The sequence below is a fragment of the Pseudomonas glycinae genome (genome assembly GCF_001594225.2).
Classification (GTDB): Bacteria; Pseudomonadota; Gammaproteobacteria; order Pseudomonadales; family Pseudomonadaceae; genus Aquipseudomonas; species Aquipseudomonas glycinae.
This window is the reverse complement of record NZ_CP014205.2, coordinates 387,314-410,029: the sequence shown is the minus strand read 5'-3', so window position 1 is coordinate 410,029 and position 22,716 is coordinate 387,314. Positions and strand designations below refer to the sequence as shown.

General features: G+C 61.0%; 15 protein-coding genes and 1 riboswitch. Of the genes, 13 read left to right on the top strand and 2 right to left on the bottom strand.

Going from position 1 to position 22,716, the window contains the following annotated elements:
• Positions 1-79 precede the first annotated feature (79 nt).
• The 5 genes from AWU82_RS01890 to argR all read left to right on the top strand — a co-directional run bounded on the left by AWU82_RS01890 (position 80) and on the right by argR (position 4,605).
• On the top strand, positions 80-769 hold the full coding sequence (locus tag AWU82_RS01890; RefSeq protein ID WP_007951063.1) for an ABC transporter permease: 690 nt from the start codon (positions 80-82) through the stop codon (positions 767-769).
• Positions 766-1,464, top strand: coding sequence for an ABC transporter permease (locus tag AWU82_RS01885; protein WP_011335540.1), 699 nt, complete (start codon positions 766-768; stop codon positions 1,462-1,464). Before AWU82_RS01890 ends, AWU82_RS01885 begins: the two co-directional genes overlap by 4 nt.
• A 1-nt stretch (position 1,465) precedes the next feature.
• Positions 1,466-2,590 (top strand): succinylglutamate desuccinylase/aspartoacylase family protein, encoded by a 1,125-nt coding sequence (locus tag AWU82_RS01880; protein ID WP_011335539.1) that lies wholly within the window; start codon positions 1,466-1,468, stop codon positions 2,588-2,590.
• A 23-nt stretch (positions 2,591-2,613) separates the two neighbouring features.
• Positions 2,614-3,378, top strand: coding sequence for an ABC transporter ATP-binding protein (locus tag AWU82_RS01875; RefSeq protein ID WP_003227281.1), 765 nt, complete (start codon positions 2,614-2,616; stop codon positions 3,376-3,378).
• A 246-nt stretch (positions 3,379-3,624) separates the two neighbouring features.
• On the top strand, positions 3,625-4,605 hold the full coding sequence (gene argR, locus AWU82_RS01870) for a transcriptional regulator ArgR (RefSeq protein ID WP_011335538.1): 981 nt from the start codon (positions 3,625-3,627) through the stop codon (positions 4,603-4,605).
• 58 nt (positions 4,606-4,663) lie between these two features.
• Here argR and AWU82_RS01865 read toward each other — a convergent pair whose 3' ends face one another.
• On the bottom strand, positions 4,664-12,406 hold the full coding sequence (locus AWU82_RS01865; RefSeq protein WP_064383629.1) for a dermonecrotic toxin domain-containing protein: 7,743 nt from the start codon (positions 12,404-12,406) through the stop codon (positions 4,664-4,666).
• Positions 12,407-12,714: 308 nt separating this feature from the next.
• Here AWU82_RS01865 and AWU82_RS01860 point away from each other — a divergent pair, with 308 nt between their 5' ends.
• The 7 genes from AWU82_RS01860 to astE all read left to right on the top strand — a co-directional run bounded on the left by AWU82_RS01860 (position 12,715) and on the right by astE (position 20,578).
• Positions 12,715-13,935: an aspartate aminotransferase family protein gene (locus AWU82_RS01860; protein ID WP_011335536.1), complete on the top strand. Its 1,221-nt coding sequence runs from the start codon at positions 12,715-12,717 to the stop codon at positions 13,933-13,935.
• Between the two features lie 223 nt (positions 13,936-14,158).
• Positions 14,159-15,178, top strand: a complete 1,020-nt coding sequence (gene aruF / locus AWU82_RS01855; protein WP_064383626.1) for an arginine/ornithine succinyltransferase subunit alpha — start codon at positions 14,159-14,161, stop codon at positions 15,176-15,178.
• A 51-nt stretch (positions 15,179-15,229) separates the two neighbouring features.
• Entirely contained in the window at positions 15,230-16,255 is a 1,026-nt protein-coding gene (aruG, locus tag AWU82_RS01850) for an arginine N-succinyltransferase subunit beta (RefSeq protein ID WP_011335534.1), read from the top strand.
• Positions 16,252-17,721, top strand: a complete 1,470-nt coding sequence (astD, locus tag AWU82_RS01845) for a succinylglutamate-semialdehyde dehydrogenase (RefSeq protein WP_170928961.1) — start codon at positions 16,252-16,254, stop codon at positions 17,719-17,721. Before aruG ends, astD begins: the two co-directional genes overlap by 4 nt.
• Before the next feature lie 137 nt (positions 17,722-17,858).
• A complete protein-coding gene (astB, locus tag AWU82_RS01840) occupies positions 17,859-19,205 on the top strand; it encodes an N-succinylarginine dihydrolase (RefSeq protein WP_064383622.1) in 1,347 nt (448 codons plus the stop codon).
• Between the two features lie 59 nt (positions 19,206-19,264).
• Positions 19,265-19,555 (top strand): hypothetical protein, encoded by a 291-nt coding sequence (locus AWU82_RS01835; protein WP_011335531.1) that lies wholly within the window; start codon positions 19,265-19,267, stop codon positions 19,553-19,555.
• A 12-nt stretch (positions 19,556-19,567) separates the two neighbouring features.
• A complete protein-coding gene (gene astE / locus AWU82_RS01830) occupies positions 19,568-20,578 on the top strand; it encodes a succinylglutamate desuccinylase (RefSeq protein WP_007951052.1) in 1,011 nt (336 codons plus the stop codon).
• Positions 20,579-20,709: 131 nt separating this feature from the next.
• Here astE and AWU82_RS01825 read toward each other — a convergent pair whose 3' ends face one another.
• Positions 20,710-21,219 carry a 6,7-dimethyl-8-ribityllumazine synthase gene (locus AWU82_RS01825; RefSeq protein ID WP_011335530.1) on the bottom strand — a complete coding sequence of 170 codons (510 nt, stop codon included), beginning with the start codon at positions 21,217-21,219 and terminating at the stop codon, positions 20,710-20,712.
• 102 nt (positions 21,220-21,321) lie between these two features.
• Positions 21,322-21,493, bottom strand: a riboswitch (FMN riboswitch).
• 198 nt (positions 21,494-21,691) lie between these two features.
• Between AWU82_RS01825 and ltaE the strand changes: the two genes are divergently transcribed.
• A complete protein-coding gene (gene ltaE / locus AWU82_RS01820; protein WP_064383621.1) occupies positions 21,692-22,696 on the top strand; it encodes a low-specificity L-threonine aldolase in 1,005 nt (334 codons plus the stop codon).
• Positions 22,697-22,716: the final 20 nt, after the last annotated feature.

Here is a 22,716-nt window from a genome sequence, read left to right as displayed (position 1 = left end):
ACCCGTCCGAAATGGCGCAAGCAACAGGATCTCTGCGGTTTGCGCCATTTTTTCATCCCAACTTTCGAGGACCTGAATCATGTTGAAAGGCTACGGGGCTGTCATCCTCGATGGCGCTTGGCTGACGCTTCAGCTCGCCTTGTCGTCCATGGCCCTGGCCATCGTTCTCGGGCTGATCGGCGTCGCGTTGCGCCTGTCGCCGGTGCGCTGGCTGGCGTGGCTGGGCGATCTGTATTCCACGGTGATTCGCGGGATTCCCGACCTGGTGCTGATCCTGCTGATCTTCTACGGCGGTCAGGACCTGCTCAACCGCGTCGCACCGATGCTCGGCTATGACGACTACATCGACCTGAACCCGCTGGCCGCCGGTATCGGCACCCTCGGTTTCATCTTCGGTGCGTATCTGTCGGAAACTTTCCGCGGCGCGTTCATGGCGATCCCCAAAGGTCAGGCCGAAGCGGGCATGGCGTACGGCATGAGCAGCTTCCAGGTGTTCTTCCGGGTGCTGGTGCCGCAGATGATTCGTCTGGCGATTCCGGGCTTCACCAACAACTGGCTGGTGTTGACCAAGGCCACCGCGCTGATTTCCGTGGTCGGTCTGCAAGACATGATGTTCAAGGCCAAGCAGGCGGCCGACGCCACCCGCGAGCCTTTCACCTTCTTCCTCGCAGTGGCGGCGATGTACCTGGTGATCACCAGTGTCTCGTTGCTGGCGCTGCGTCACCTTGAGAAGCGCTACTCGGTAGGCGTAAGGGCGGCTGATCTATGATCTTCGACTACAACGTCATTTGGGAGGCCCTGCCGCTGTACTTCGGCGGTCTGGTCACGACCCTCAAGTTGCTCGCGCTGTCGCTGTTCTTCGGTCTGCTCGCGGCCCTGCCGCTGGGGCTGATGCGCGTATCCAAGAACGCTGTGGTCAATGGCGCAGCCTGGCTCTACACCTACGTGATTCGCGGCACGCCGATGCTGGTTCAACTGTTCCTGATCTACTACGGTCTGGCCCAGTTCGAAGCGGTGCGCGAGAGCTTCCTCTGGCCGTGGCTGTCCAGCGCAACGTTCTGTGCGTGCCTGGCGTTCGCGATCAACACCAGCGCCTACACCGCCGAAATCATCGCCGGCAGCCTGAAGGCCACGCCGAACGGCGAGATCGAAGCGGCCAAGGCCATGGGCATGTCGCGCGTCAAGATGTACAAGCGCATCCTGCTGCCATCGGCCCTGCGCCGGGCGCTGCCGCAGTACAGCAACGAAGTGATCATGATGCTGCAGACCACCAGTCTGGCGTCCATCGTGACCCTGATCGACATCACCGGCGCGGCCCGCACCGTCAACGCGCAGTTCTACCTGCCGTTCGAGGCGTACATCACCGCCGGCGTGTTCTACCTGTGCCTGACCTTCATTCTGGTGCGCCTGTTCAAGCTGGCCGAGCGTCGCTGGCTGAGCTACCTGGCCCCGCGGAAGCACTGATATGGAACGCATCGACCACGTTCTGCCGTGGAGCCACCTGGGCAGCGAGCGCCGGATTTCGGTGTTCAGCTTTGGAAATAGAGAGCGCAGTGGTGGGCGCAAGGCCTACATCCAGGCCAGCCTCCATGCTGACGAACTGCCCGGCATGCGCACCGCTTGGGAACTGAAAAAACGCCTCGGCGAACTCGAAGCCAAGGGCCTGCTCAACGGCGTCATCGAGCTGGTGCCAGTGGCCAACCCGCTGGGTCTTGGCCAGTTGCTGCAAGGCAACCATCAGGGCCGTTTCGAGGCCGGCAGCGGCAAGAATTTCAACCGTGATTTCGTCGAGCTCAGCGCCCCCGTGGCCGCCAGGCTGGAAGGACAACTCGGTGATGATCCGCACGCCAACATCCGTCTGATCCGTCAGGCGATGGCCGACCATCTGGCCGAATTGCCTGAAGCGAGTAGCCAGTTGCAAGGCATGCAGCGCATCCTGCTGCAACACGCCGCCACCGCCGATGTGGTGCTGGATCTGCATTGCGACTGTGAAGCCGCGCTGCACATGTACGCGTTGCCGCAGCACTGGCCGCAGTGGCGTTCGCTCGCTGCGCACCTGGACGTGAAGGTCGGCCTGCTGGCGGAAGATTCCGGCGGCAGCTCGTTCGATGAAGCCTGTTCGCTGCCGTGGCTGCGTCTGTCGCGTCTGTTCCCGGACGCGCAAATTCCACTGGCGTGCCTGGCAACCACCGTCGAACTCGGCGGTCAGGCTGACACCACGCCGGCGCAGGCCGAAGCCTGGGCTGAAGGCATTCTGGCGTTCCTCGCCGAGCAGGGCCTGATCCGTGGCGAGTGGCCGAGCGCGGCGCACGAACCATGCGAAGGCATGCCGTTCGAAGGCACCGAAATGCTCCTGCCGCCGCATCCCGGTGTGGTGAGTTTTCTGCGCAAGCCCGGCGAGTGGGTTGAAGCCGGTGACAAGATTTTCGAAGTGATCGATCCGCTGTCGGATCGGGTCAGCACGGTCTGTGCTGGTACGTCCGGGGTGCTGTTTGCCATTGAGCGGCTGCGTTACGCCCAACCCGGTTTCTGGCTGGCCAAAGTGGCGGGGCGCGATGCGCTGCGCGACGGCCCTTTGCTCAACGACTGACTGTTTTTGTGAGAACCGACCGCATGTACAAACTTGAAGTCCAAGACCTGCATAAACGCTATGGCAGTCACGAAGTGCTCAAGGGCGTTTCCCTGAAAGCGGCCGCCGGCGATGTGATCAGCATCATCGGCTCCAGTGGCTCCGGCAAAAGTACTTTCCTGCGCTGCATCAACCTGCTCGAGCAGCCGCACGCGGGCAAGATCCTGCTCAACAACGAAGAGCTGAAACTGGTAGCGAACAAGGACGGCGCGCTGAAAGCCGCTGATCCGAAACAGCTGCAACGCATGCGTTCGCGCCTGTCGATGGTGTTCCAGCACTTCAACCTGTGGTCGCACATGACCGCGCTGGAAAACATCATGGAAGCGCCGGTTCACGTGCTGGGTGTGTCCAAGGCCGAAGCCCGCGAGAAAGCCGAGCACTACCTGAACAAGGTCGGCGTGGCTCATCGTAAGGATGCGTTCCCGGGGCACATGTCTGGTGGCGAACAACAGCGTGTGGCAATCGCCCGTGCGCTGGCGATGGAACCGGAAGTGATGCTGTTCGACGAGCCGACTTCGGCCCTCGACCCGGAACTGGTCGGCGACGTGCTGAAAGTCATGCAGGCCCTCGCTCAGGAAGGCCGGACCATGGTGGTGGTGACCCACGAAATGGGCTTCGCCCGTGAAGTGTCGAACCAGCTGGTGTTCCTGCACAAAGGCGTCGTGGAAGAAAGCGGTAACCCGCGTGAAGTGCTGGTCAATCCGCAATCGGAACGTTTGCAACAATTCCTCTCGGGCAGCCTCAAGTAATCAGGGCTGCCGTTGCGCACCGAGATAGTGCATGCTTCGCAGCCTTGAGGCCGGTCTCGATTCCTGTGGGAGCTGGCTTGCCAGCGATGGCGTCCTGCCAGATCGCATTTCTGGGACAGACACACCGCTATCGCTGGCAAGCCAGCTCCCACAATTGATCTTTGCTGGTTTCGCGATTTGTGTTCATTTTCGGGCTAGCATTGGCCCTTGCCTTCATCACCGTTATTCGCTTCGGATCGCCCGCCCATGACTGCCCATCGAATTGGTTTCCTGATTTGGCCCAGCACTAAAGCTCTGACTTTGGCGCTGGCGGAGGAGGCCTTGCGTGTTGCCCAGCGTGTGCATCCGGACGTGGTTTACGAGCTGTCGTTCCTGCAGGCCGAAGCACCGGCTGAAGGTGAATGGCAACTGCCCGGCGAACCTTGGGCCGGCAAGCTCGAAAACTTCCAGAAACTGTTCCTGCTCGCCGATGAGCCACCGACCACGTTGGCGCCGGCACTCAGCAGCGCGCTCAAGCAATTGGTGCGTGCCGGTTGTGTGATCGGCGGACTGTCGGCCGGTGTGTACCCGCTGGCGCAACTCGGTCTGCTCGACGGCTACCGCGCCGCAGTGCACTGGCGCTGGCAGGACGATTTCGCCGAACGCTTCCCGAAAGTCATCGCCACCAGTCATCTGTTCGATTGGGATCGCGATCGCCTGACCGCATGCGGCGGCATGTCGGTGCTCGATCTGTTGCTGGCGGTGCTGGCCCGTGATCACGGTGCGGAACTGGCCGGTGCAGTTTCCGAAGAACTGGTGGTCGAACGCATCCGCGAAGGCGGCGAGCGTCAGCGCATTCCGTTGCAGAACCGTCTCGGCTCCAGCCACCCGAAGCTCACCCAGGCGGTGCTGCTGATGGAAGCCAACATCGAAGAGCCGCTGACCACCGACGAAATCGCCCAGCATGTGTGCGTGTCCCGTCGCCAGCTGGAGCGGATCTTCAAGCAATACCTCAACCGCGTGCCGAGCCAGTACTACCTGGAACTGCGCCTGAACAAGGCCCGGCAGATGTTGATGCAAACCAGCAAATCGATCATCCAGATCGGCCTGTCGTGCGGATTCTCGTCGGGGCCGCATTTCTCCAGCGCCTATCGCAACTTCTTCGGCGCCACGCCGCGGGAAGACCGCAACCAGCGGCGCAGCAGCAGTCCTTTTGAACTGTCGTCGGTGCCGCCAGAGCGCGGTTGACCGCTGAGCCGCAGCGCCATGGAGATCGACCCCATGGCGCTGGCGTTTCAAATGTCTTTCAATCTTCGATTTCGGCACTGGGGCGAGTTTGCACCTGTGGATGTTCCATTACGTCGTCAACGTTCAGGGTCATCCCCGTTTCCTGGTAGTAAGCCCGAATTCGCTGCATGGCCTGGGCGGAGAAGGGATTGCCGTACAGGTCGTAGCGATCGCCGACGTGGGCAGGCACCTCCATGAGTGCATCGGGCATTTCAGTGATTTCATTGCCCGACAGATCCACTTCCATCCAGTTGAGATTCTCCAGTACACCCTTGGGAATTTCCCTGATGCCGGTGGTGCTCAGGTCCAGGTCGGTGAGGTTCTGCAAATTGCTGAGGTCAGGTGTCAGTCCGAGCGGGTTATTGTGCAGATGCAGCAGATCAAGTTGGTCCAGACTCGCCAGCCCGGCCACGTCCTGCGGCGATAACGTGAGATTGCAGGTCGGCAGGCTCAAGGTGGTGAGTCGCTTCATCCGGAACACGGCTTCGGGGATGGAGGGCAGGTCGTAACCTTGAATATCGACGCTTTCAAGGTGGGTGAAGGCCTCGAGGAATCGACCGATCCGCGGCGAGTGATTACTGGTGCTGACCAGATAGAGATCCGAAACGTGGCCGAAGTCGGCGGTCAGTGTTGGCAACTCCCCCATGATCGGCAGCCTGAACGCAAACTGGTGGTCACTGGCGTCTGCTCCTTCCACCGGGGTTTTGCGCCAGCAAGTCAGCAATGCTTCTCGCAATGCCGTTCTGATTTGCTCTTGCATCAGGCGCTGGTCTGCTGGGAGTGGCAGCCCGGTGACCGGGTGAACGGGTATGTCGTTTTCCCAGGCGGCAAGATCACCCAGCAGTTGCTCGAGTTCGGCTTCCCGACGTGCCAGCTCGATCCGGCCATCGGCCAGTGTGCCTTCGAGGTGATAGATGAAATCACTGGCCTGTTTATCGCTCAGGGCCGGGTAGAGCGTCTGGACGCGTGCGATGTCCGACGGCTCGGCCAGCACGCCAAGGTCTTCCCCGGTTCGGCGGAAGTAGTCCTTGATGCGCTCGCGGGTGGCCGCGTCCAGTGGATTGTCGCCCAGGTCAATGCCGTTGCTGGCGGAGGCAGGCAAATCGAAGAGCTCGGCGGGCAGTTCGGTCACGCGATTGCCGCTGAGGATGGCGGTTTCCAGCCAGGGAGGATCCAGCAAACTCGATGGCAGCCGGGTAATCCCGGTGTTCGACAGATCGAGAAATTCCAGTTCCGGCAGGTCGCGGATATCCGGCAGCCGGCCCAGCGGATTGCTGTAAAGATCGAGTCTGACCAGTTGTTTGAGTGACGCCAGCGTGGCGCTGCCCTTGTCATCCAGTACGACCCCGCAGTTGCTCAGCACCAGTTGCTGAAGATCCGGCATTGCGGTCAGTGCAGGTGGCACTTCGGTCAATGCCAGATCACGCAATTCGAGCGAGTCGAGGCCGGTGAACCCTCGCAGGAAGCCTGTGCCTGCCCGTAGCTGAGCATTGCCGGTGATCGATAATGTTGTCACGTGAGAAAAGTCGGCACTCAAGGCCGGCAGGTCACCGATGAAGGCCGGATTGAGGTTGAGCACCGTGCTTCGCCGCTCGGGGTGTTCGCGAGACCTTTCGCGCCAGAACGATTCGATCTCCTGTCGGAACATCCTGCGACTGGCCTGCTCTGCGGATCGATCACTGGCGGTCAGCTCGATGCCGCTTGCCGGATAACGATCAGGGACGTCTGTCACCCATTTTTCGAGGTCACCTTCAAGCTGCCGCAGTTCGGTCTCCCAGCGCCCGATCTGTAATCGACCGAAGTCGAGAGTTCCCGGCAGCAGGTACAGCACTCGATTGGCGTCATCATCGCTCAGGGATGGAAACAGCTCACGGATCCGCTCGAGGTCTTCTCGAGGCATTGAAACGCCGAAGTGCTGCCTGAACTGCTGGTAACAGAGCTTGATGCGTTCCCGCGTGGTGGATGACAGCGGGTTGTCGGCGAGGCTGAGTTGCTTGGGTGGGCGGGCGGAAATATCGAAAAGGATGTCGGGCAGATCGCGGATCCGGTTGCGTTCGAGCATGGCGATGAGCAGTCGTGGATGACCGAGCAAACCGTCGGGCAGGCTCGAAATCCCGGTATCGATCATGCGCAGTTGCACCAGGGCCGGCAGCGCTTCGAGGGGCGGGTGGGCGCCCAGCGGGTTTCGGCTCAGATTCAAATACCGAAGATTTTCAAGAGACGACAGGGATGCGCGGCTTTGCGGGGTCAGCGTCAATCCACAATGCTCCAGAACCAGGCGCTGCAGTGAAGTCATGCGCATGGACGTCAGCGGGTTCTGGCCCAGGTTGAAATCGTGCAGTTCCAGGTGGCGCAAGGTGTTGAAGGGTTGCAGGAAACCGTCGACGTTGCCGAGAGCGTCATGCCCTGTGAGTGAGACTTCGCGGATGTGGCTGAAGTCGGTCGTCAGGGTGGGCAATTCGCCGATGAATGTCACACGCGCTACCAGTGAATCGCCCCGCTGCCTGGGGTTTTCCGGCATTCGTGAGCGCCACAGTGTTTGCAACTGTTCGGCAAACGCTGTTCGTGCCGAATGTTCGGCGAGGAACTCCCGCGGTGAGAGGGGGTGATGGCTGAAAGGATGCTCGTGCGGTATTGCCATTTTCCATTGCGACAGATCGGCGGTGAGTTGCTCGAGCTCGGCTTTCCAGTGCCTGAGCTGGCGGCGTCCGTGTTCCAGGTCACCGGGTAACCCGTAAAACACTTCGCTGGCCTCTTCGCCGTCCAGGTCGGGAAACAGCGCCTGAGTGGCATCGATGTCAGCCTGTTTGGCGACCACGCCGAAATCCATACCGGTGTCGCGCGAGTAACGTTTGATCCGTTCCAGTGTGTCGGCGGTCAACGGATTGCCGGAGAAATCGAATCCTGCGCTGGCTTCGGCGGGCAGGTCAAAGAGCGCCTCGGGCAACTCGCTGATCCGGTTGTCACTGACAATGGCTGTTTTCAATCTCGGATGGCCGGCCAATCCGGGAGGAACATCGCTGATGCCTGTGCGAGAGAGGTCCAGATACATGAGCGCTGGCAGACTGCCTGCGTCGGGCGCACTGCCCAGCGGGTTGTTGGGCAGTTCGAGTGATTCAAGCTCGCGCATCCCCGCCAGTGCAAGCTGCAGCTCGCCAGTCAAGGTCACGCCGCAGTTGTTGAGAACCAGTGTATCGAGCACGGGCAGGGCCGCCAGGGACTGTGGCAGTTGTTCAAGTGCAAAGTCATGCAGGATCAGGCGTTTCAACCGGGGAAAGCTGCGCAGAAAGGGTGAGGTGGCACGTATTTGTTTGTTCCCGTTGAGCGACAGTGCGGTGATGTGGCTGAAATCCGCCGACAGCTCCGGCATGTCACCGATGAAATTGGCTTGCGCCGATAACACATCCGCTCTCGTCAGCGGATGTGCCGTCGAGCGGTGACGCCACAGCCGCTCAATTCTTCCGGCGAAAACTTCTCGCTCATAAAACTGATTGAAGTGTTCGTTGGGGGTCAGCAGTTCACCCGTGGACGGATCACGATTGGGTGTGTCCCGCGCCCATGTGGCCAGCTCGCTGGTCAGCCGGGTTATTTCGCTCTCCCAGCGATCCAGTTGAAGCCGACCCTGTAACAGCGAGCCGGGCAGGCTGTAAATCAGTTCGCTGGATTGACGGTCATTCAGGTCGGGAAACAGTGCCTTGATCCGGTTTATATCCGTTTGCTCGGGACGAACGCCCAGATCGCTGCCGGTCCGATTGAAGTAGATCTTCACGTTTTCACGGGTCGCAGCAGAAAGCGGGTTGCCGAAAAAATCGTACCCTGCGGTGGAGGCAGCCGGCTGTTCGAACAAGGCATCGGGCAGAGTGGTGATCTGGTTATCGGTAAGCCATGCGCTGGTCAGGCGCGGGTGATCCAGGACGCCGCTGGGGATTTCGGAGAGGCCGGTACTGGAAAGGTTCAGATGCGTCAGGTTCGGCATGAAGGTGAAGTCGAATGTCACACCCAGTGGATTGCCTTCCAGATCCAGTGCGGTCAGCCCGTTGAGGCTCGACATGATCGACCGGTTTTCCGGTGTCAGGACGACGCCACAGTTTTGCAGTGTCAGCTGTTTCAGACCTGCGAGCGTTGTCAGGCGCGGCGGCAGATTGTGCAGGTCGAAGTCGCGCAGTTCCATGCGTACAAGTCCCGAAAAACTTTCGAGGAAGTGGTCAAGGGCACCGGGCTCGCCGCTGCCGATCAGTTCAAGATTGTCGACGTGGGAAAAGTCGGCCGTCAGGGCAGGAAGGTTGCCCACGATCGGCTGTGAAAAACGCATCTGGTAACCATGCGGGCCATGCATCTCTCTGCGCCAGCAACTACGCAGGTCGTTGGCGAACGTCTGGCGATCACGGATGGCGGCCATCTGTTGGTCATCCGTTCGACGGAGGCCATCAGCCGGGTTGATCTCCGGCAGGTCGAACAGCCATTGATTGAGATCGCTGTCGAGTTGTGCGTATTCCAGCTGAAGCCGGGACAGTTCGGCGATCGCGCCGTTCGGATGGTTGGCCAGGCGCTGCGCCATGGCGATCCGTTCGACTTCAGGCATTCTCGGGTAGATCTGTCTGATCCGGTTGTCCAGCGTGCGGGGTGCTCGCAGCGCCGGTGGCGGGTTGCGTGAATAGCCGTCCGTGCCCAGCAACCGCAAGGTATCCATGACGGGAGGCGGCACGGGATCGGGCGTGATTGTCAGCCGCAGTTCGGTACGTGGGAGCGGATTGTCACTGATGGCTTGTCTGAGTTTTCCCCCCTCGCCGATCTGCAGGTTCAAGGCGTTTCTTTGCGCGTCCGGCAGGGCTTGCAGGACGGCAGTGTAGAAATCGGTGGAGCCGTGCAGTTGCAGTCCCTGCTCGTCGTACGGCTGCCAGAGCCCATCGGATTTGAGCACCAGCACCTTCTGAATGGCGGCATCGACCGGGCCGGTGCTGTCGATCAACTGTCCCTGGGGATCTTGACCGCGCACTTCAAGGCGTACGTCTGCGGACCAGCCTGGCAATCGTTGCAGGCTGTGCAGCGCCAGCGTATCGGTATCAGGATTGCGCACAGAATCCAGCAACAACCCTTCGAAGGCGCGAGTGACGCGCAGTTCCTGCCTGGCATGTTCTGCCAGCGCCTGTTGCCGTTCGGGCCATTGTCCTTTGCTGATCATCACCAGTTCCGAACCGGTGGCCGTGTTCAGCAACTCTTCAGTCAGCCTGGCAGGCAGCTGTGGCTCATGCAGGGCCGCACGCCTGATCAAGGGCTCGTCGCGCTGTTGGAGCGCTTGGTAGCGTTGCTCGAAAAGCGAGGTGCGCTGCTCTCGGGCGATCTGCGCCAGTCTGGCTCTGAGCTTGCGCGTGCGCGCTTCGATAGCGTGCATCTCACCGAAATCCTCTCCCAGCAGCGTATTGATTTCCGGCTCGCTGAGCGTTTGCAGCAGCGTCTTGAGGACGTCGCCATCGGACAGGCTGTCCTGCCGAATCTCGGTCACAGGAAGCTGTTCGTCGGCAGAGGATTGCCATGCAATCTCACCTTGAGCGTTGATGAAACGCAATGTCTTGCGCTGGGGCCAGGGCGTTTGCTCTGCGATAAGCCGGAGCTGGAGCAGCGGATCCGCACCTGAATAATCCTCGGGGCGGTCGCTGGCCATCCGGTCGATGAAGTCCTGCAGGTCCTGATCAATCCGGCAGCGCTGAATGCTGTCGGCCAGCAAGGGGGGCAAGCGCTCCTGGTTGACGTGCATTTTGCGCAGTGCATCTTGCGTATAACCGCTGACCTTGAGGATCTGCTCACGTCGCACCGCAGGGAACGACTCGACGCTGTGACCGATCCGTTGCAATACGGTAGGGGCGTCCCATTCAAGCGGTCGTTCAAGCTCGGTATGAAAGGCGCCTTCGCCGTTATGGCGCACGATGGGGCGGTAGGCATCTGCCCGTGCGGGGTGTTCGATGTAGAGTTTGCCGGGATGTTCATGCGGACTGACGAGGTAATGCGCCTGCTCGAGTGGCAGCAGGCTTTCGCCCTGATAGTGATGCAGGCCCTGGCGGTCGGGCCCGGTCCCTTCGGGTGGTTTGACCTGGCGCTCGTAAGGTTTCAGATCCGGTTTCCAGTAGAGGGTTTTGCCATTGCGCAGTTTGACGGGCTGGAACCGGTCAATGAATGACATGACTTCTGCCGGCAATATTTTTGGAAGTTCTGTCAGGGCAATCCCGCCACCGAGGGCGAAGGCCCCCAGCTGGATCAATGATTCCAACGCGGTGAAAAAATGCTCGGCGGCTTCTGTAATCTGCCCTTCGGCCCAGTCGACAATCCACTCGAAGGCTTCGTCGAGAAATTGGTAGGCCATGTAGGCCATCATGATTTCTCCGAGAAACGGTACGAACGGCATCAGGACGAAGGAGGCGATCTCGAGAATCGATGACGCCACGTTGACGAATGAGTCCCAGAGCGCCCAGCGGGCGTTAGCGTCCGTCGTGGCCGTTGATACGGCGATAGTCGCTGCGTCATTGAGGATCTTGTTCAGCTTGCCCTGGTAGAGGTGTTCCCAGAGTTCTGTGATGATGGGCGTGACGGCAAGTTGCAGTTTCGGCTTGTTTACAGGGGTGTCTCGCCAGGCAGGCAGCGGGCTTCCCGCCTCAGGCTTGTGCCATGTCACCTTGCTCAGTCGTCGGTTCAGTTCGCTGAAGAAATGACCACGTTGTTCATGGAGTACGAAACGGCTGAAGAAACGCTGATAGTCGGGGGCGCGCAATTGGCGGGTCAGTTCTTTCTCCATTTCGACGGGCGAGGCGTATTCCTTGATGGGGTGCTCGGGATCATCGGGTATGTAAGCAACCACCCGGGTCGAGGCCCTGGCCTGTTCCAGATCCGGGGTGAATATCACGATGCCGGTCAGTGTGGCCGACATCATCGTCAAATCGTGACAGCGCAGCGGTTGACGGTCGATCCGCATGCCTTCCAGACCATCGAGCAAGCCACCGATCAGTCGAAAATATAACTCTCCGATGTCCTGGTTCATCCGTGCCAGTTGGAGGGCGGCCCTCAGTGCGGCTTTCTGGCTGTCCTTGACATCGCGGGATAACACCGCAGCGGCGACCGGACTGGTGAAACCGAGGTTGTCTTCAAGGTAGGTTTTGTAGCGGGCGCCGATGTCCAGCTCCCGGCACAGGCTGGTGAAGGCCGGGATAGTAATTTTGCCGTTGACTTGCGTCAGCGGCTCGAACTGCCCTGTCGCAGACGGTCTGGAAATAAAGGACGAGCCACTTTCGTAAGCCCCTTGCCGTGTTTCCTTCTCTTCGAAATTGTGCAGCGCCGCCTCTACCAGCGATACGGTCCAGACCCGGGCGCCGGTTTTGATCGCAAAGCCGGACACGGTCACCGGTATGTAGAGGCGCAGGAAGGTTTCCTTGACGTCCACTTCCACGCCGAACCGGGACTTCAACGCTTGCGCAAGCAGCGGTGTTGCAAACGCGCTGGCGTCCTGCACGCGATCGAGCCTCTGATCCACGGTGTTCTGAGCGGACATGTGGTTGGCGATCGCGGCTCTCAATTCGTCGTGATCCGCCTGCGGTGCAGTCTTGATGGTGTCGGGAAGTGTCTTGCGATTGTTCTTCAGTGCCTCGCGCCTTTTGTCCGAGGCATTGCCCAGCCATGAGGGCATGGCGTTGACGAGCGGTTGATAATGAGAGGGCGGGTTGTGTCGGTCGTCGGTTTCGGCCGTGGCGCTGGCCCGATTGATCGGAGATTGCATGGTGATCCTGCCTTCGGCATCCGGAAAAGGAGCCCAGCAAATCAAAATGCTTTCGACAAAGTGCGGTACATAGATATGACATTGGCGGCTGCCGCAATTGATATCCTCTCAGGCCTGCTGCAATTGCTGGCGACGGTTTAAACTGCGCCTTTGCGACGCTATATGTCGCATTGCCGTAAACCCGGGAAAATCCGGGGTTTGCGCTATAAGAAGTTGTCGCTTGGCGGCAAGGCCGGGCACAAAACTGTCCTTACAATCCCCCCATCGCTCGCCAGTTTCAGGCGGGTGGCCCTCATCAGGAGACTCCGATGTCCGTTGAGCACGCTGCGGTACAACGCGCCGATTTCGACCAGGTTATGGTTCCCAACTACGCGCCTGCCGCTTTCATTCCGGTGCGTGGCGCCGGGTCCCGCGTCTGGGATCAGGCCGGCCGCGAGCTGATCGACTTCGCCGGCGGCATCGCCGTCAACGTATTGGGCCATGCGCACCCGGCGCTGGTCGGTGCCTTGACCGAGCAAGCGAACAAGCTGTGGCACGTGTCCAACGTGTTCACCAACGAGCCGGCCCTGCGCCTGGCGCACAAGCTGATCGACGCCACCTTTGCCGAACGCGTGTTCTTCTGCAACTCCGGCGCCGAAGCCAACGAGGCCGCCTTCAAGCTGGCCCGTCGTGTTGCGTTCGACCGTTTCGGCACCGAGAAGTACGAAATCATCGCCGCGCTCAACAGCTTCCACGGCCGTACCCTGTTCACCGTGAACGTTGGTGGCCAGTCGAAGTATTCCGACGGTTTCGGCCCGAAAATCACCGGCATCACCCACGTGCCGTACAACGATCTGGCGGCACTGAAAGCCGCTGTTTCGGACAAGACCTGCGCGGTCGTTCTGGAACCGATCCAGGGCGAGGGCGGCGTGCTGCCGGCCGAGCTGGCTTACCTGCAAGGCGCCCGTGAATTGTGCGACGCCAACAACGCGCTACTGGTGTTCGACGAAGTGCAGACTGGCATGGGCCGTACCGGCAACCTGTTCGCCTACCAGCATTACGGCGTGACCCCGGACATCCTGACCAGCGCCAAGAGCCTGGGCGGCGGTTTCCCGATCGCGGCTATGCTGACCACCGAAGCGCTGGCCAAGCATCTGGTCGTCGGCACTCACGGCACCACTTATGGCGGCAACCCGCTGGCGTGTGCCGTGGCCGAAGCGGTGATCGACGTGATCAACACCCCTGAGGTGCTGAACGGCGTCCATGCCAAGCACGACAAGTTCAAGACCCGCCTGCAACAGATCGGCGAGAAGTACGGCCTGTTCACCCAGGTGCGTGGTCTCGGTCTGCTGATCGGTTGCGTGCTGAGCGACGCCTGGAAAGGCAAGGCCAAGGACATCTTCAACGCCGCTGAACAAGAAGGCCTGATGATTCTGCAGGCCGGTCCGGACGTGATCCGTTTCGCCCCGAGCCTGGTGGTGGAAGACGCAGACATCGACGCCGGTCTGGATCGCTTCGAACGTGCTGCGGCGAAACTGACCCAAGCCTGATAGACCCTTCGGCGCCTGACTTGATCAGGTGCCGAACCCAATTTTGATGCCGGGCAAAATCAAATGTGGGAGCGGGCTTGCTCGCGAAAGCGGTGGGTCAGACAGCGAAAATGTTGACTGACAATCCGCTTTCGCGAGCAAGCCCGCTCCCACACTGATCTCTGTGTATGCAGTAGCTGCCCGGTTATTTTTCTGTGAATTGATAAGAGAAAGGAGTGACACCATGCTGGTGATGCGCCCCGCGCAAATGGCTGATCTGGGCGAGGTACAGCGTCTGGCTGAGGACAGCCCGATTGGTGTCACTTCCTTGCCGGATGACGTTGAACGCCTGAGCGACAAAATCGCTGCGAGTGAAGCCTCGTTTGCCGCCGAAGTGAGCTTCAACGGCGAAGAAAGTTACTTCTTCGTCCTCGAAGACACCGCTACCGGCAAGCTGGTGGGCTGCTCGGCAATCGTCGCTTCGGCCGGTTATTCCGAGCCGTTCTACAGCTTTCGCAATGAGACCTTCGTGCACGCCTCCCGCGAGCTGAAGATCCATAACAAGATCCACGTGCTCTCGCAATGCCACGACCTGACCGGCAACAGCTTGCTGACCAGTTTCTACGTGCAGCGCGAGCTGGTGGGGTCGCCGTGGGCCGAGCTCAACTCCCGTGGCCGTCTGCTGTTCGTCGCCAGCCATCCGGAGCGGTTCGCCGATTCGGTGGTGACCGAAATCGTCGGCTATAGCGATGAAAACGGCGACTCGCCATTCTGGGACGCCATCGGTCGCAACTTCTTCGATTTGAACTACGCCGAGGCCGAACGTCTGTGTGGCCTGAAAAGCCGCACGTTCCTCGCCGAACTGATGCCGCATTACCCGATCTACGTGCCGCTGCTGCCGGACTCCGCTCAGGAAGCAATGGGCCAGGTACACCCGCGTGCGCAGATCACCTTCGACATCCTGATGCGCGAAGGCTTCGAGACCGATCACTACATCGACATCTTCGACGGTGGCCCGACCTTGCATGCGCGTGTTTCGGGGATCCGTTCGATCGCCCAGAGCCGTGTGGTGCCGGTGAAACTCGGCGAGCCGGTCAAAGGTGCCGGGCGCCAGTATCTGGTGGCCAATGCCCAGTTGCAGGATTACCGCGCGGTATTGCTTGAGCTGGATTACGCGCCGGGCAAACCGGTGACCCTGGATCTGGAAGCGGCCGAAGCCCTGGGCGTCGGTGAAGGTGCCAGCGTGCGCCTGGTGGCGGTTTAACGCCTTAGCGAGTTTCACGGGTGGCCACGGCGGCCCGTTTGAGGAGATAGCATGATTGTTCGTCCCGTACGCAGCAGCGATTTGTCCGCTCTGATCGACCTGGCCCGCAGCACCGGCACCGGCCTGACCACCTTGCCGGCCAACGAAGAGCGCCTGACCCACCGGGTTGGCTGGGCCGAGAAGACCTTTCGCGGTGAAGCCGGTCGTGGCGACGCGGACTATCTGTTCGTGCTCGAAGACGACAACGGTCGCGTGGTGGGGATTTCCGCCATCGCCGGCGCCGTCGGTCTGCGCGAGCCTTGGTACAACTTCCGTGTCGGCCTGACTGTCAGCGCCTCGCAGGAGCTGAACATCTATCGCGAGATCCCGACCCTGTTCCTGGCCAACGACCTGACCGGCAACTCCGAGCTGTGCTCGCTGTTCCTGCACGCTGACTACCGCACCGGCCTCAACGGCCGCATGTTGTCTAAGGCGCGCATGCTGTTCATCGCCGAATTCCCGGAACTGTTCGGCAACAAGATCATCGCCGAGATGCGCGGCGTGTCGGATGACGCCGGCCGTTCGCCGTTCTGGGAAAGCCTGGGCCGTCACTTCTTCAAGATGGAATTCAGCCAGGCCGATTATCTGACCGGTGTCGGCAACAAGGCATTCATTGCCGAACTGATGCCGAAATTCCCGCTGTACACCTGCTTCCTGTCGCCGGACGCGCGCAACGTCATCGGCCAGGTGCATCCGGACACCGAGCCGGCGCTGGCGATGCTCAAGAGCGAAGGTTTCAGCTATCAGGGTTACGTCGACATCTTCGACGCAGGTCCCGCCATCGAGTGCGAGACCAGCAAGATCCGCGCGGTGCGTGACAGCGAAGCGCTGGTGCTGGCCATCGGCACGCCGGGCGACGATGCCACGCCGTTCATCATCCATAACCGCAAACGCGAAGACTGCCGCATCACGGCTGCGCCGGCCCGTCTGGCCGCCGGCACCCTGGTGGTCGATCCGCTGACCGCCAAACGTCTTCAACTCAACGCTGGCGATCAGGTGCGCGCCGTGGCGTTGTCTGCTGCCCGGGAGTCGAAATAATGAATTCGCTATACATCGCAGGTGAGTGGCTGGCCGGTCAGGGCGAGGCCTTTCAATCGCTGAACCCGGTGACCCAGCAAGTGCTGTGGTCGGGTGAGGGCGCCACTGCCGCTCAGGTCGAGTCGGCCGTGCAGGCTGCGCGTCAGGCGTTCCCGGGCTGGGCCCGGCGTACCCTGGAAGATCGCATCAGCGTGCTCGAAGCGTTCGCCGCCGCGCTGAAAAACCACGCCGACGAACTGGCCCGCACCATCGGTGAGGAAACCGGCAAACCGTTGTGGGAAGCCGCGACCGAAGTCACCAGCATGGTCAACAAGATCGCGATTTCGGTACAGAGCTACCGCGAGCGTACCGGCGAGAAGAGCGGCCCGTTGGGCGACGCCACCGCCGTATTGCGCCACAAGCCCCACGGCGTGGTCGCGGTGTTCGGTCCTTACAACTTCCCTGGCCATTTGCCGAACGGCCACATCGTGCCGGCGCTGCTGGCCGGTAACAGCGTGCTGTTCAAACCGAGCGAGCTGACCCCGAAAGTCGCCGAGTTGACGGTCAAGTGCTGGATTGAAGCCGGTCTGCCGGCCGGTGTCCTGAACCTGCTGCAAGGCGCCCGCGAAACCGGTATTGCTCTGGCGGCGAACCCGGGCATCGACGGTCTGTTCTTCACCGGCTCGAGCCGTACCGGCAATCACCTGCACCAGCAGTTCGCCGGTCGTCCGGACAAGATCCTCGCGCTGGAAATGGGCGGCAACAACCCGCTGGTGGTCGATCAGGTCGCCGATCTTGATGCTGCGGTGTACACGATTATTCAATCGGCGTTCATTTCCGCCGGTCAGCGCTGCACCTGTGCCCGTCGTCTGCTGGTGCCGGAAGGCGCGTGGGGCGACAGCCTGCTCAAGCGTCTGGTGGAAGTCAGCTCGACCATCGAGGTCGGTGCGTTCGATCAGCAGCCGGCACCGTTCATGGGTTCGGTGGTTTCCCTTGGCGCGGCGAAAGCGTTGATGGATGCCCAGGCGCATCTGCTGGCCAACGGCGCAGTGTCGTTGCTGGCGATGACTCAGCCGCAGGCGCAGTCGGCGCTGCTGACCCCGGGCATCGTTGATGTGACGGCGGTTGTCGATCGCTCCGACGAAGAACTGTTCGGCCCGTTGCTGCAAGTGATCCGCTACGCCGATTTCGCGGCGGCGATTGCCGAAGCCAATGACACTGCGTTTGGCCTGGCCGCAGGTCTGCTGTCGGATTCCGAAGAGCGCTACCAGCAGTTCTGGCTGGAAAGCCGTGCCGGGATCGTCAACTGGAACAAGCAGCTGACCGGTGCTGCGAGCAGCGCACCGTTCGGCGGTGTCGGCGCCTCGGGCAACCACCGCGCCAGTGCCTACTACGCGGCGGATTACTGCGCGTACCCGGTGGCCTCTCTGGAAACCCCGAGCCTGGTGTTGCCGGCGGCCCTGACGCCTGGCGTGAAGATGGCGTGATGCCCATCGCTGGCAAGCCAGCTCCCACAAGGGCGATGAGACTCCTGTGGGAGCTGGCTTGCCAGCGATGACCGCGCCGCGGTCTCAAAGAATAGTTACTGAAGCCTATAACAACAGATTCTCGTGGAGCCTCGCTGATGAAATCCTATGAAGTCAATTTTGACGGTCTAGTGGGGCCGACCCATAACTACGGTGGTCTGTCCTACGGCAACGTTGCGTCCCAGAGCAACAGCCAGCAATCCTCGAACCCGAAGGAAGCGGCGCTGCAAGGCCTGGCGAAAATGAAAGCGCTGATGGAAATGGGCTTTCAGCAGGGTGTTCTCGCACCGCAGGAGCGTCCGGACGTGGCTGCTCTGAGCCGTCTGGGTTTCAGCGGCACCGATGCTCAGGTGATCGAGCGCGCCGCAAAGGAAGCGATGCCGTTGCTGGTCGCCAGTTGCTCGGCATCGAGCATGTGGGTGGCCAACGCCGCCACGGTCAGCCCGAGTGCCGACACCGCTGACGGTCGCGTGCACTTCACCGCCGCCAACCTGAACTGCAAATACCACCGCAGCATCGAGCACCCGACCACCAGCCGTGTACTGGGCGCGATGTTCGCCAACCAGCAACACTTCGCTCACCACGCCGCATTGCCGGCGGTGGCGCAGTTCGGCGACGAAGGCGCAGCGAACCACACGCGTTTCTGCCGTGAGTACGGCGAGGCCGGCGTCGAGTTCTTCGTGTTCGGTCGCAGTGCGTTCGACACCCGCTACCCGGCACCACAGAAATACCCGGCACGCCAGACCCTCGAGGCATCGCAAGCCGTCGCTCGTCTGCACGGCCTGCGTGACGACGGCGTGGTCTACGCGCAACAGAATCCTGCGGTGATCGATCAGGGCGTGTTCCACAACGACGTGATCGCGGTGGGCAACGGCGAGGTGCTGTTCTATCACGAGGACGCGTTCCTCGACACCGATCAGATGCTGGCCGAGCTGCAAGCCAAACTGGCCAAGGTCGGCGGCAAGTTCCAGTCGGTCTGCGTGCCGCGTTCGGCGGTCACCGTGGATGACGCGGTGCGTTCCTACCTGTTCAACAGCCAGTTGCTGTCGCGTCCTGACGGTTCGATGCTGCTGATCGTGCCGGAAGAGTGCCGTGGCAACGAGCGCGTGTGGAATTACCTGCAAGGCCTGACCAGCTCCGGCGGCCTGATCCGCGAAGTAAAAGTCTTCGACCTCAAGCAAAGCATGCAGAACGGCGGTGGCCCGGCGTGCCTGCGACTGCGCGTCGCGCTCAACGAAACCGAGCTGGCGGCCGTCAACCCAGGGGTTATCATGACCGCCCCGTTGTACGGTTCGTTGACCGCATGGGTTGAAAAGCACTACCGCGACCGCCTGACCGAAAGCGATCTGGCGGATCCGCAATTGCTGCTTGAATGCCGGACGGCACTGGATGAACTGACGCAAATCCTTAAACTGGGCGCGGTTTATCCATTCCAGATCAATTGATGACCGATGCGCCGCCTCGTCGCGGCGCACGGTTCCATCTCCCCAAGAGAGCGTAAAACATGAGCGATTCCCTGCAGCTGATCCTTGAAGACACTGACGGCACGCAACTGCAAACTTCCTGCACCCGCGTCGCGGTCATGTGGCAAGGCAAAGAGCTGTGGATCCAGCAGGACGGCCGCGGCCAACTGTTGATCGGCGTGGACGTCGAAGAGGGCGACGAAGAGTACGCCAACCTGCTGTTGCGCCCATTGGCGACTAATCTGGTAAGTCTGCAACTGGAGATGGAACCGGCTGACCTCGGCGACGATGACGGCCACGTGCACGGCCCGGATTGCAATCACGACCACTAAGGAAACCGCTCTATGCTCGCCCTCGGCAAACTGCTTGAACTGACCCTCGCCGGCCGTGAACCGGCGGAGAAGACTCAACTGACTGTCGAAGGCGTGCGCATGCGCTGGTTGAGCGAGGGTGCGCTGGAAGTCCGGCCACCCGAAGCGCGCGACAATGGCCTGGACCTGCTGCTGTCGGCAGGCATCCACGGCAACGAAACGGCACCGATCGAACTGCTCGACCGGCTGCTGCATGACATTGCTCGCGGCGATCTGAAGCCGCGCGCACGCATTCTGTTCCTGTTCGGCAACCCGGAAGCGATTCGCAAGGGCGAGCGTTTCGTCGAGCAAGACGTCAATCGGTTGTTCAACGGCCGTCACGAACAAAGCAGCGGTTCTGAAGCCCTGCGCGCCTGCGAGCTGGAACGTCTGGCGGCGAGTTTCTTCAGTCTTCCTGATCGTCAGCGCCTGCACTACGACCTGCACACCGCGATTCGCGGTTCGAAGATCGAGCAGTTCGCCCTTTATCCGTGGAAGGAAGGTCGCCAGCATTCCCGTCTTGAGCTGGCTCGCCTGCGCGCCGCCGGCATGGAGGCGGTGCTGTTGCAGAACAAGCCGTCGATCGTGTTCAGCTCTTACACCTACGACAAGCTGGGGGCCGAGTCCTTCACGCTGGAGCTGGGCAAGGCGCGGCCATTCGGGCAGAACGCCGGGGTCAATGTGTCGCTGCTGGAAACCCGTCTGAAGCAGATCATCGAAGGCACCGAGCCGGAGATGGCCGAGCAGGGTCTGGATGGTCTGCAACTGTTCAGTGTGGCTCGGGAAATAATCAAGCACAGCGATGCGTTCCGCCTGAACCTGCCGGCGGACATCGAAAACTTTTCCGAACTGGATGTGGGTTATGTGCTGGCCGAAGACCTGGCCAATACCCGCTGGATCATCGAAGAGCAGGGCGCGCGGATCATCTTCCCCAACCCCAAGGTCAAGAACGGCCTGCGGGCGGGCATTCTGATCGTGCCGACCACTGACGAAAATCTTGCCTGATGATCATTCCCACGCTCCGCGTGGGAATGCAGCCCGGGACGCTCCGCGTCCCAAAGCGGACGCAGAGCGTCCATTGAGGCGTTCCCACGCAGACGGTTCGACGCCTCGACGTGGGAACGATCATTGTGGGGTCAGACCGCTACAGCACGCGGCTCGGTGCGGCGCAATGCACGCACTTTCTGCAACGTATCGGCGCAGGTCTTCGCCGCTTCCTGACCCTTGTGCACGAAATGCTCGAAGAAGAACTTCTGGTGCTCTTCGCCGGCATGGAAGTGGTGCGGGGTCAGCGACACCGAGAACACCGGTACTTCGGTTTCCAGCTGAACCTGCATCAGGCCGCTGACCACCGACTGGGCGACGAACTCGTGACGGTAGATTCCGCCGTCCACCACCAGAGCGGCCGCGACGATACCGGCATAACGACCGGTCTTGGCCAACAGCTTGGCGTGCAGGGGCATTTCAAAGGCGCCGCCGACTTCGAAGAAATCGATGTCTGATTCCTGATAACCCTGAGCGATCATTTCAGCGAGGAAACCTTTACGGCTCTGGTCGACGATTTCCTTGTGCCAGCAGGCCTGGATGAACGCGACGCGCTCGCCGTGAGTGTGTTTGCTTTTGCTGTCGATAGCGGTGGGTTGCATGTTCTGACTCCTGTTTGTGTGAAAAACAGGGCGTTATGAATCGAAAGGGATTCAAGGGTACGCACGCTCGCGCGAACACGGCGGACGGCCCTTTGGCGTCAATCCCGTTCTCTCTTCATCCGGACTATGACCGTCGGCCCCGGAATCACACCGGGTCTGCTGACCTTGCCGCCGCTCACGGTTTTTGCCGTGCCTGACACCAAGCGCTCGCGGGCTATGCGCATTGCGCGCAATTACCGCCGGTGGGGAATTGCACCCCGCCCTGAGAACGTTTCGCCGCCCTTTATCGGGCGGCGCAGCGTTTTTAACACAGATTGCCAGACCGTGCATTGCGCCTTTGTGATGATTGCCATCGGATTTTTCGAAGCACAGGAAACGACTTTTCCTTGCGCGAGGGTTGATTAATCCGCGCCGTGCCCGCAGTAATTCACCTTCGTAAAGGGATTTCCCCTGCTGACTTGAGGCCAGGTTCATGAGCGTTATCGATCTTCGCAGCGACACCGTCACTCAACCGACTCCCGCCATGCTCGACGCGATGACCTGTGCCGACACCGGTGACGACGTGTATGGCGAAGATCCGACGGTCAATCGTCTGGAAGCCGAACTGGCAAAACGGCTCGGTTTTGCCGCCGCGCTGTTCGTCCCGACCGGCACCATGAGCAACCTGCTGGGCTTGATGGCGCACTGCGAGCGCGGTGACGAGTACATCGTCGGTCAACAGGCACACACCTATAAATACGAAGGCGGCGGCGCAGCGGTGCTCGGCTCGATTCAGCCACAGCCGCTGGAAGTGCAGGCCGACGGCTCGCTGGACCTGGATCAGGTGGCCGCGGCGATCAAGCCCGACGATTTCCACTTCGCCCGCACCCGCCTGCTGGCGCTGGAAAACACCATGCAGGGCAAAGTGTTGCCGCTGGACTATCTGGCCCGGGCCCGCCAGTTCACTCGGGACAACGGCCTGCAACTGCATCTGGACGGCGCGCGGCTGTACAACGCGGCGGTCAAGCTCGGGGTCGATGCCCGGGAAATCACCCAGTATTTCGATTCGGTCTCGGTGTGCCTGTCCAAAGGCCTCGGCGCGCCGGTCGGTTCGGTGCTGTGCGGTTCGTCGGCGTTGATTGCAAAGGCCCGGCGCCTGCGCAAAATGGTCGGTGGCGGCATGCGTCAGGCCGGATTGCTGGCGGCGGCGGGGCTGTATGCGTTGGACCACAACGTCGAGCGCCTGGCGGATGACCATGCCAACGCGCAGTTGCTGGCCGAAGGCCTTCGCGAGGCTGGTTTCAGCGTCGAGCCGGTGCAGACCAACATGGTTTACGTGCAGATGGGCGACCGTGCCGAGGCGATCAAGGCATTTGCCGCCGAACGCGGGATCAAGTTGAGCGCTGCCGCCCGTCTGCGGATGGTCACGCACATGGACGTCAATCGCTCGCAAATCGAGCAAGTGATCGCGACATTCGTCGAGTTTTCGCGCAAGTGACAGCGTTAGCGGCCCAATTG

What these genes read in the sequence shown, in the direction of transcription:
- ltaE (WP_064383621.1), top strand. Translation starts at nt 21,692, where the DNA reads ATGAGCGTTATCGATCTTCGCAGCGACACCGTCACTCAACCGACTCCC.
- AWU82_RS01880 (WP_011335539.1), top strand. Translation starts at nt 1,466, where the DNA reads ATGGAACGCATCGACCACGTTCTGCCGTGGAGCCACCTGGGCAGCGAG.
- AWU82_RS01885 (WP_011335540.1), top strand. Translation starts at nt 766, where the DNA reads ATGATCTTCGACTACAACGTCATTTGGGAGGCCCTGCCGCTGTACTTC.
- argR (WP_011335538.1), top strand. Translation starts at nt 3,625, where the DNA reads ATGACTGCCCATCGAATTGGTTTCCTGATTTGGCCCAGCACTAAAGCT.
- AWU82_RS01865 (WP_064383629.1), bottom strand. Translation starts at nt 12,406, where the DNA reads ATGCAATCTCCGATCAATCGGGCCAGCGCCACGGCCGAAACCGACGAC.
- aruG (WP_011335534.1), top strand. Translation starts at nt 15,230, where the DNA reads ATGATTGTTCGTCCCGTACGCAGCAGCGATTTGTCCGCTCTGATCGAC.
- AWU82_RS01890 (WP_007951063.1), top strand. Translation starts at nt 80, where the DNA reads ATGTTGAAAGGCTACGGGGCTGTCATCCTCGATGGCGCTTGGCTGACG.
- aruF (WP_064383626.1), top strand. Translation starts at nt 14,159, where the DNA reads ATGCTGGTGATGCGCCCCGCGCAAATGGCTGATCTGGGCGAGGTACAG.
- astB (WP_064383622.1), top strand. Translation starts at nt 17,859, where the DNA reads ATGAAATCCTATGAAGTCAATTTTGACGGTCTAGTGGGGCCGACCCAT.
- AWU82_RS01875 (WP_003227281.1), top strand. Translation starts at nt 2,614, where the DNA reads ATGTACAAACTTGAAGTCCAAGACCTGCATAAACGCTATGGCAGTCAC.
- AWU82_RS01825 (WP_011335530.1), bottom strand. Translation starts at nt 21,219, where the DNA reads ATGCAACCCACCGCTATCGACAGCAAAAGCAAACACACTCACGGCGAG.
- AWU82_RS01835 (WP_011335531.1), top strand. Translation starts at nt 19,265, where the DNA reads ATGAGCGATTCCCTGCAGCTGATCCTTGAAGACACTGACGGCACGCAA.
- AWU82_RS01860 (WP_011335536.1), top strand. Translation starts at nt 12,715, where the DNA reads ATGTCCGTTGAGCACGCTGCGGTACAACGCGCCGATTTCGACCAGGTT.
- astE (WP_007951052.1), top strand. Translation starts at nt 19,568, where the DNA reads ATGCTCGCCCTCGGCAAACTGCTTGAACTGACCCTCGCCGGCCGTGAA.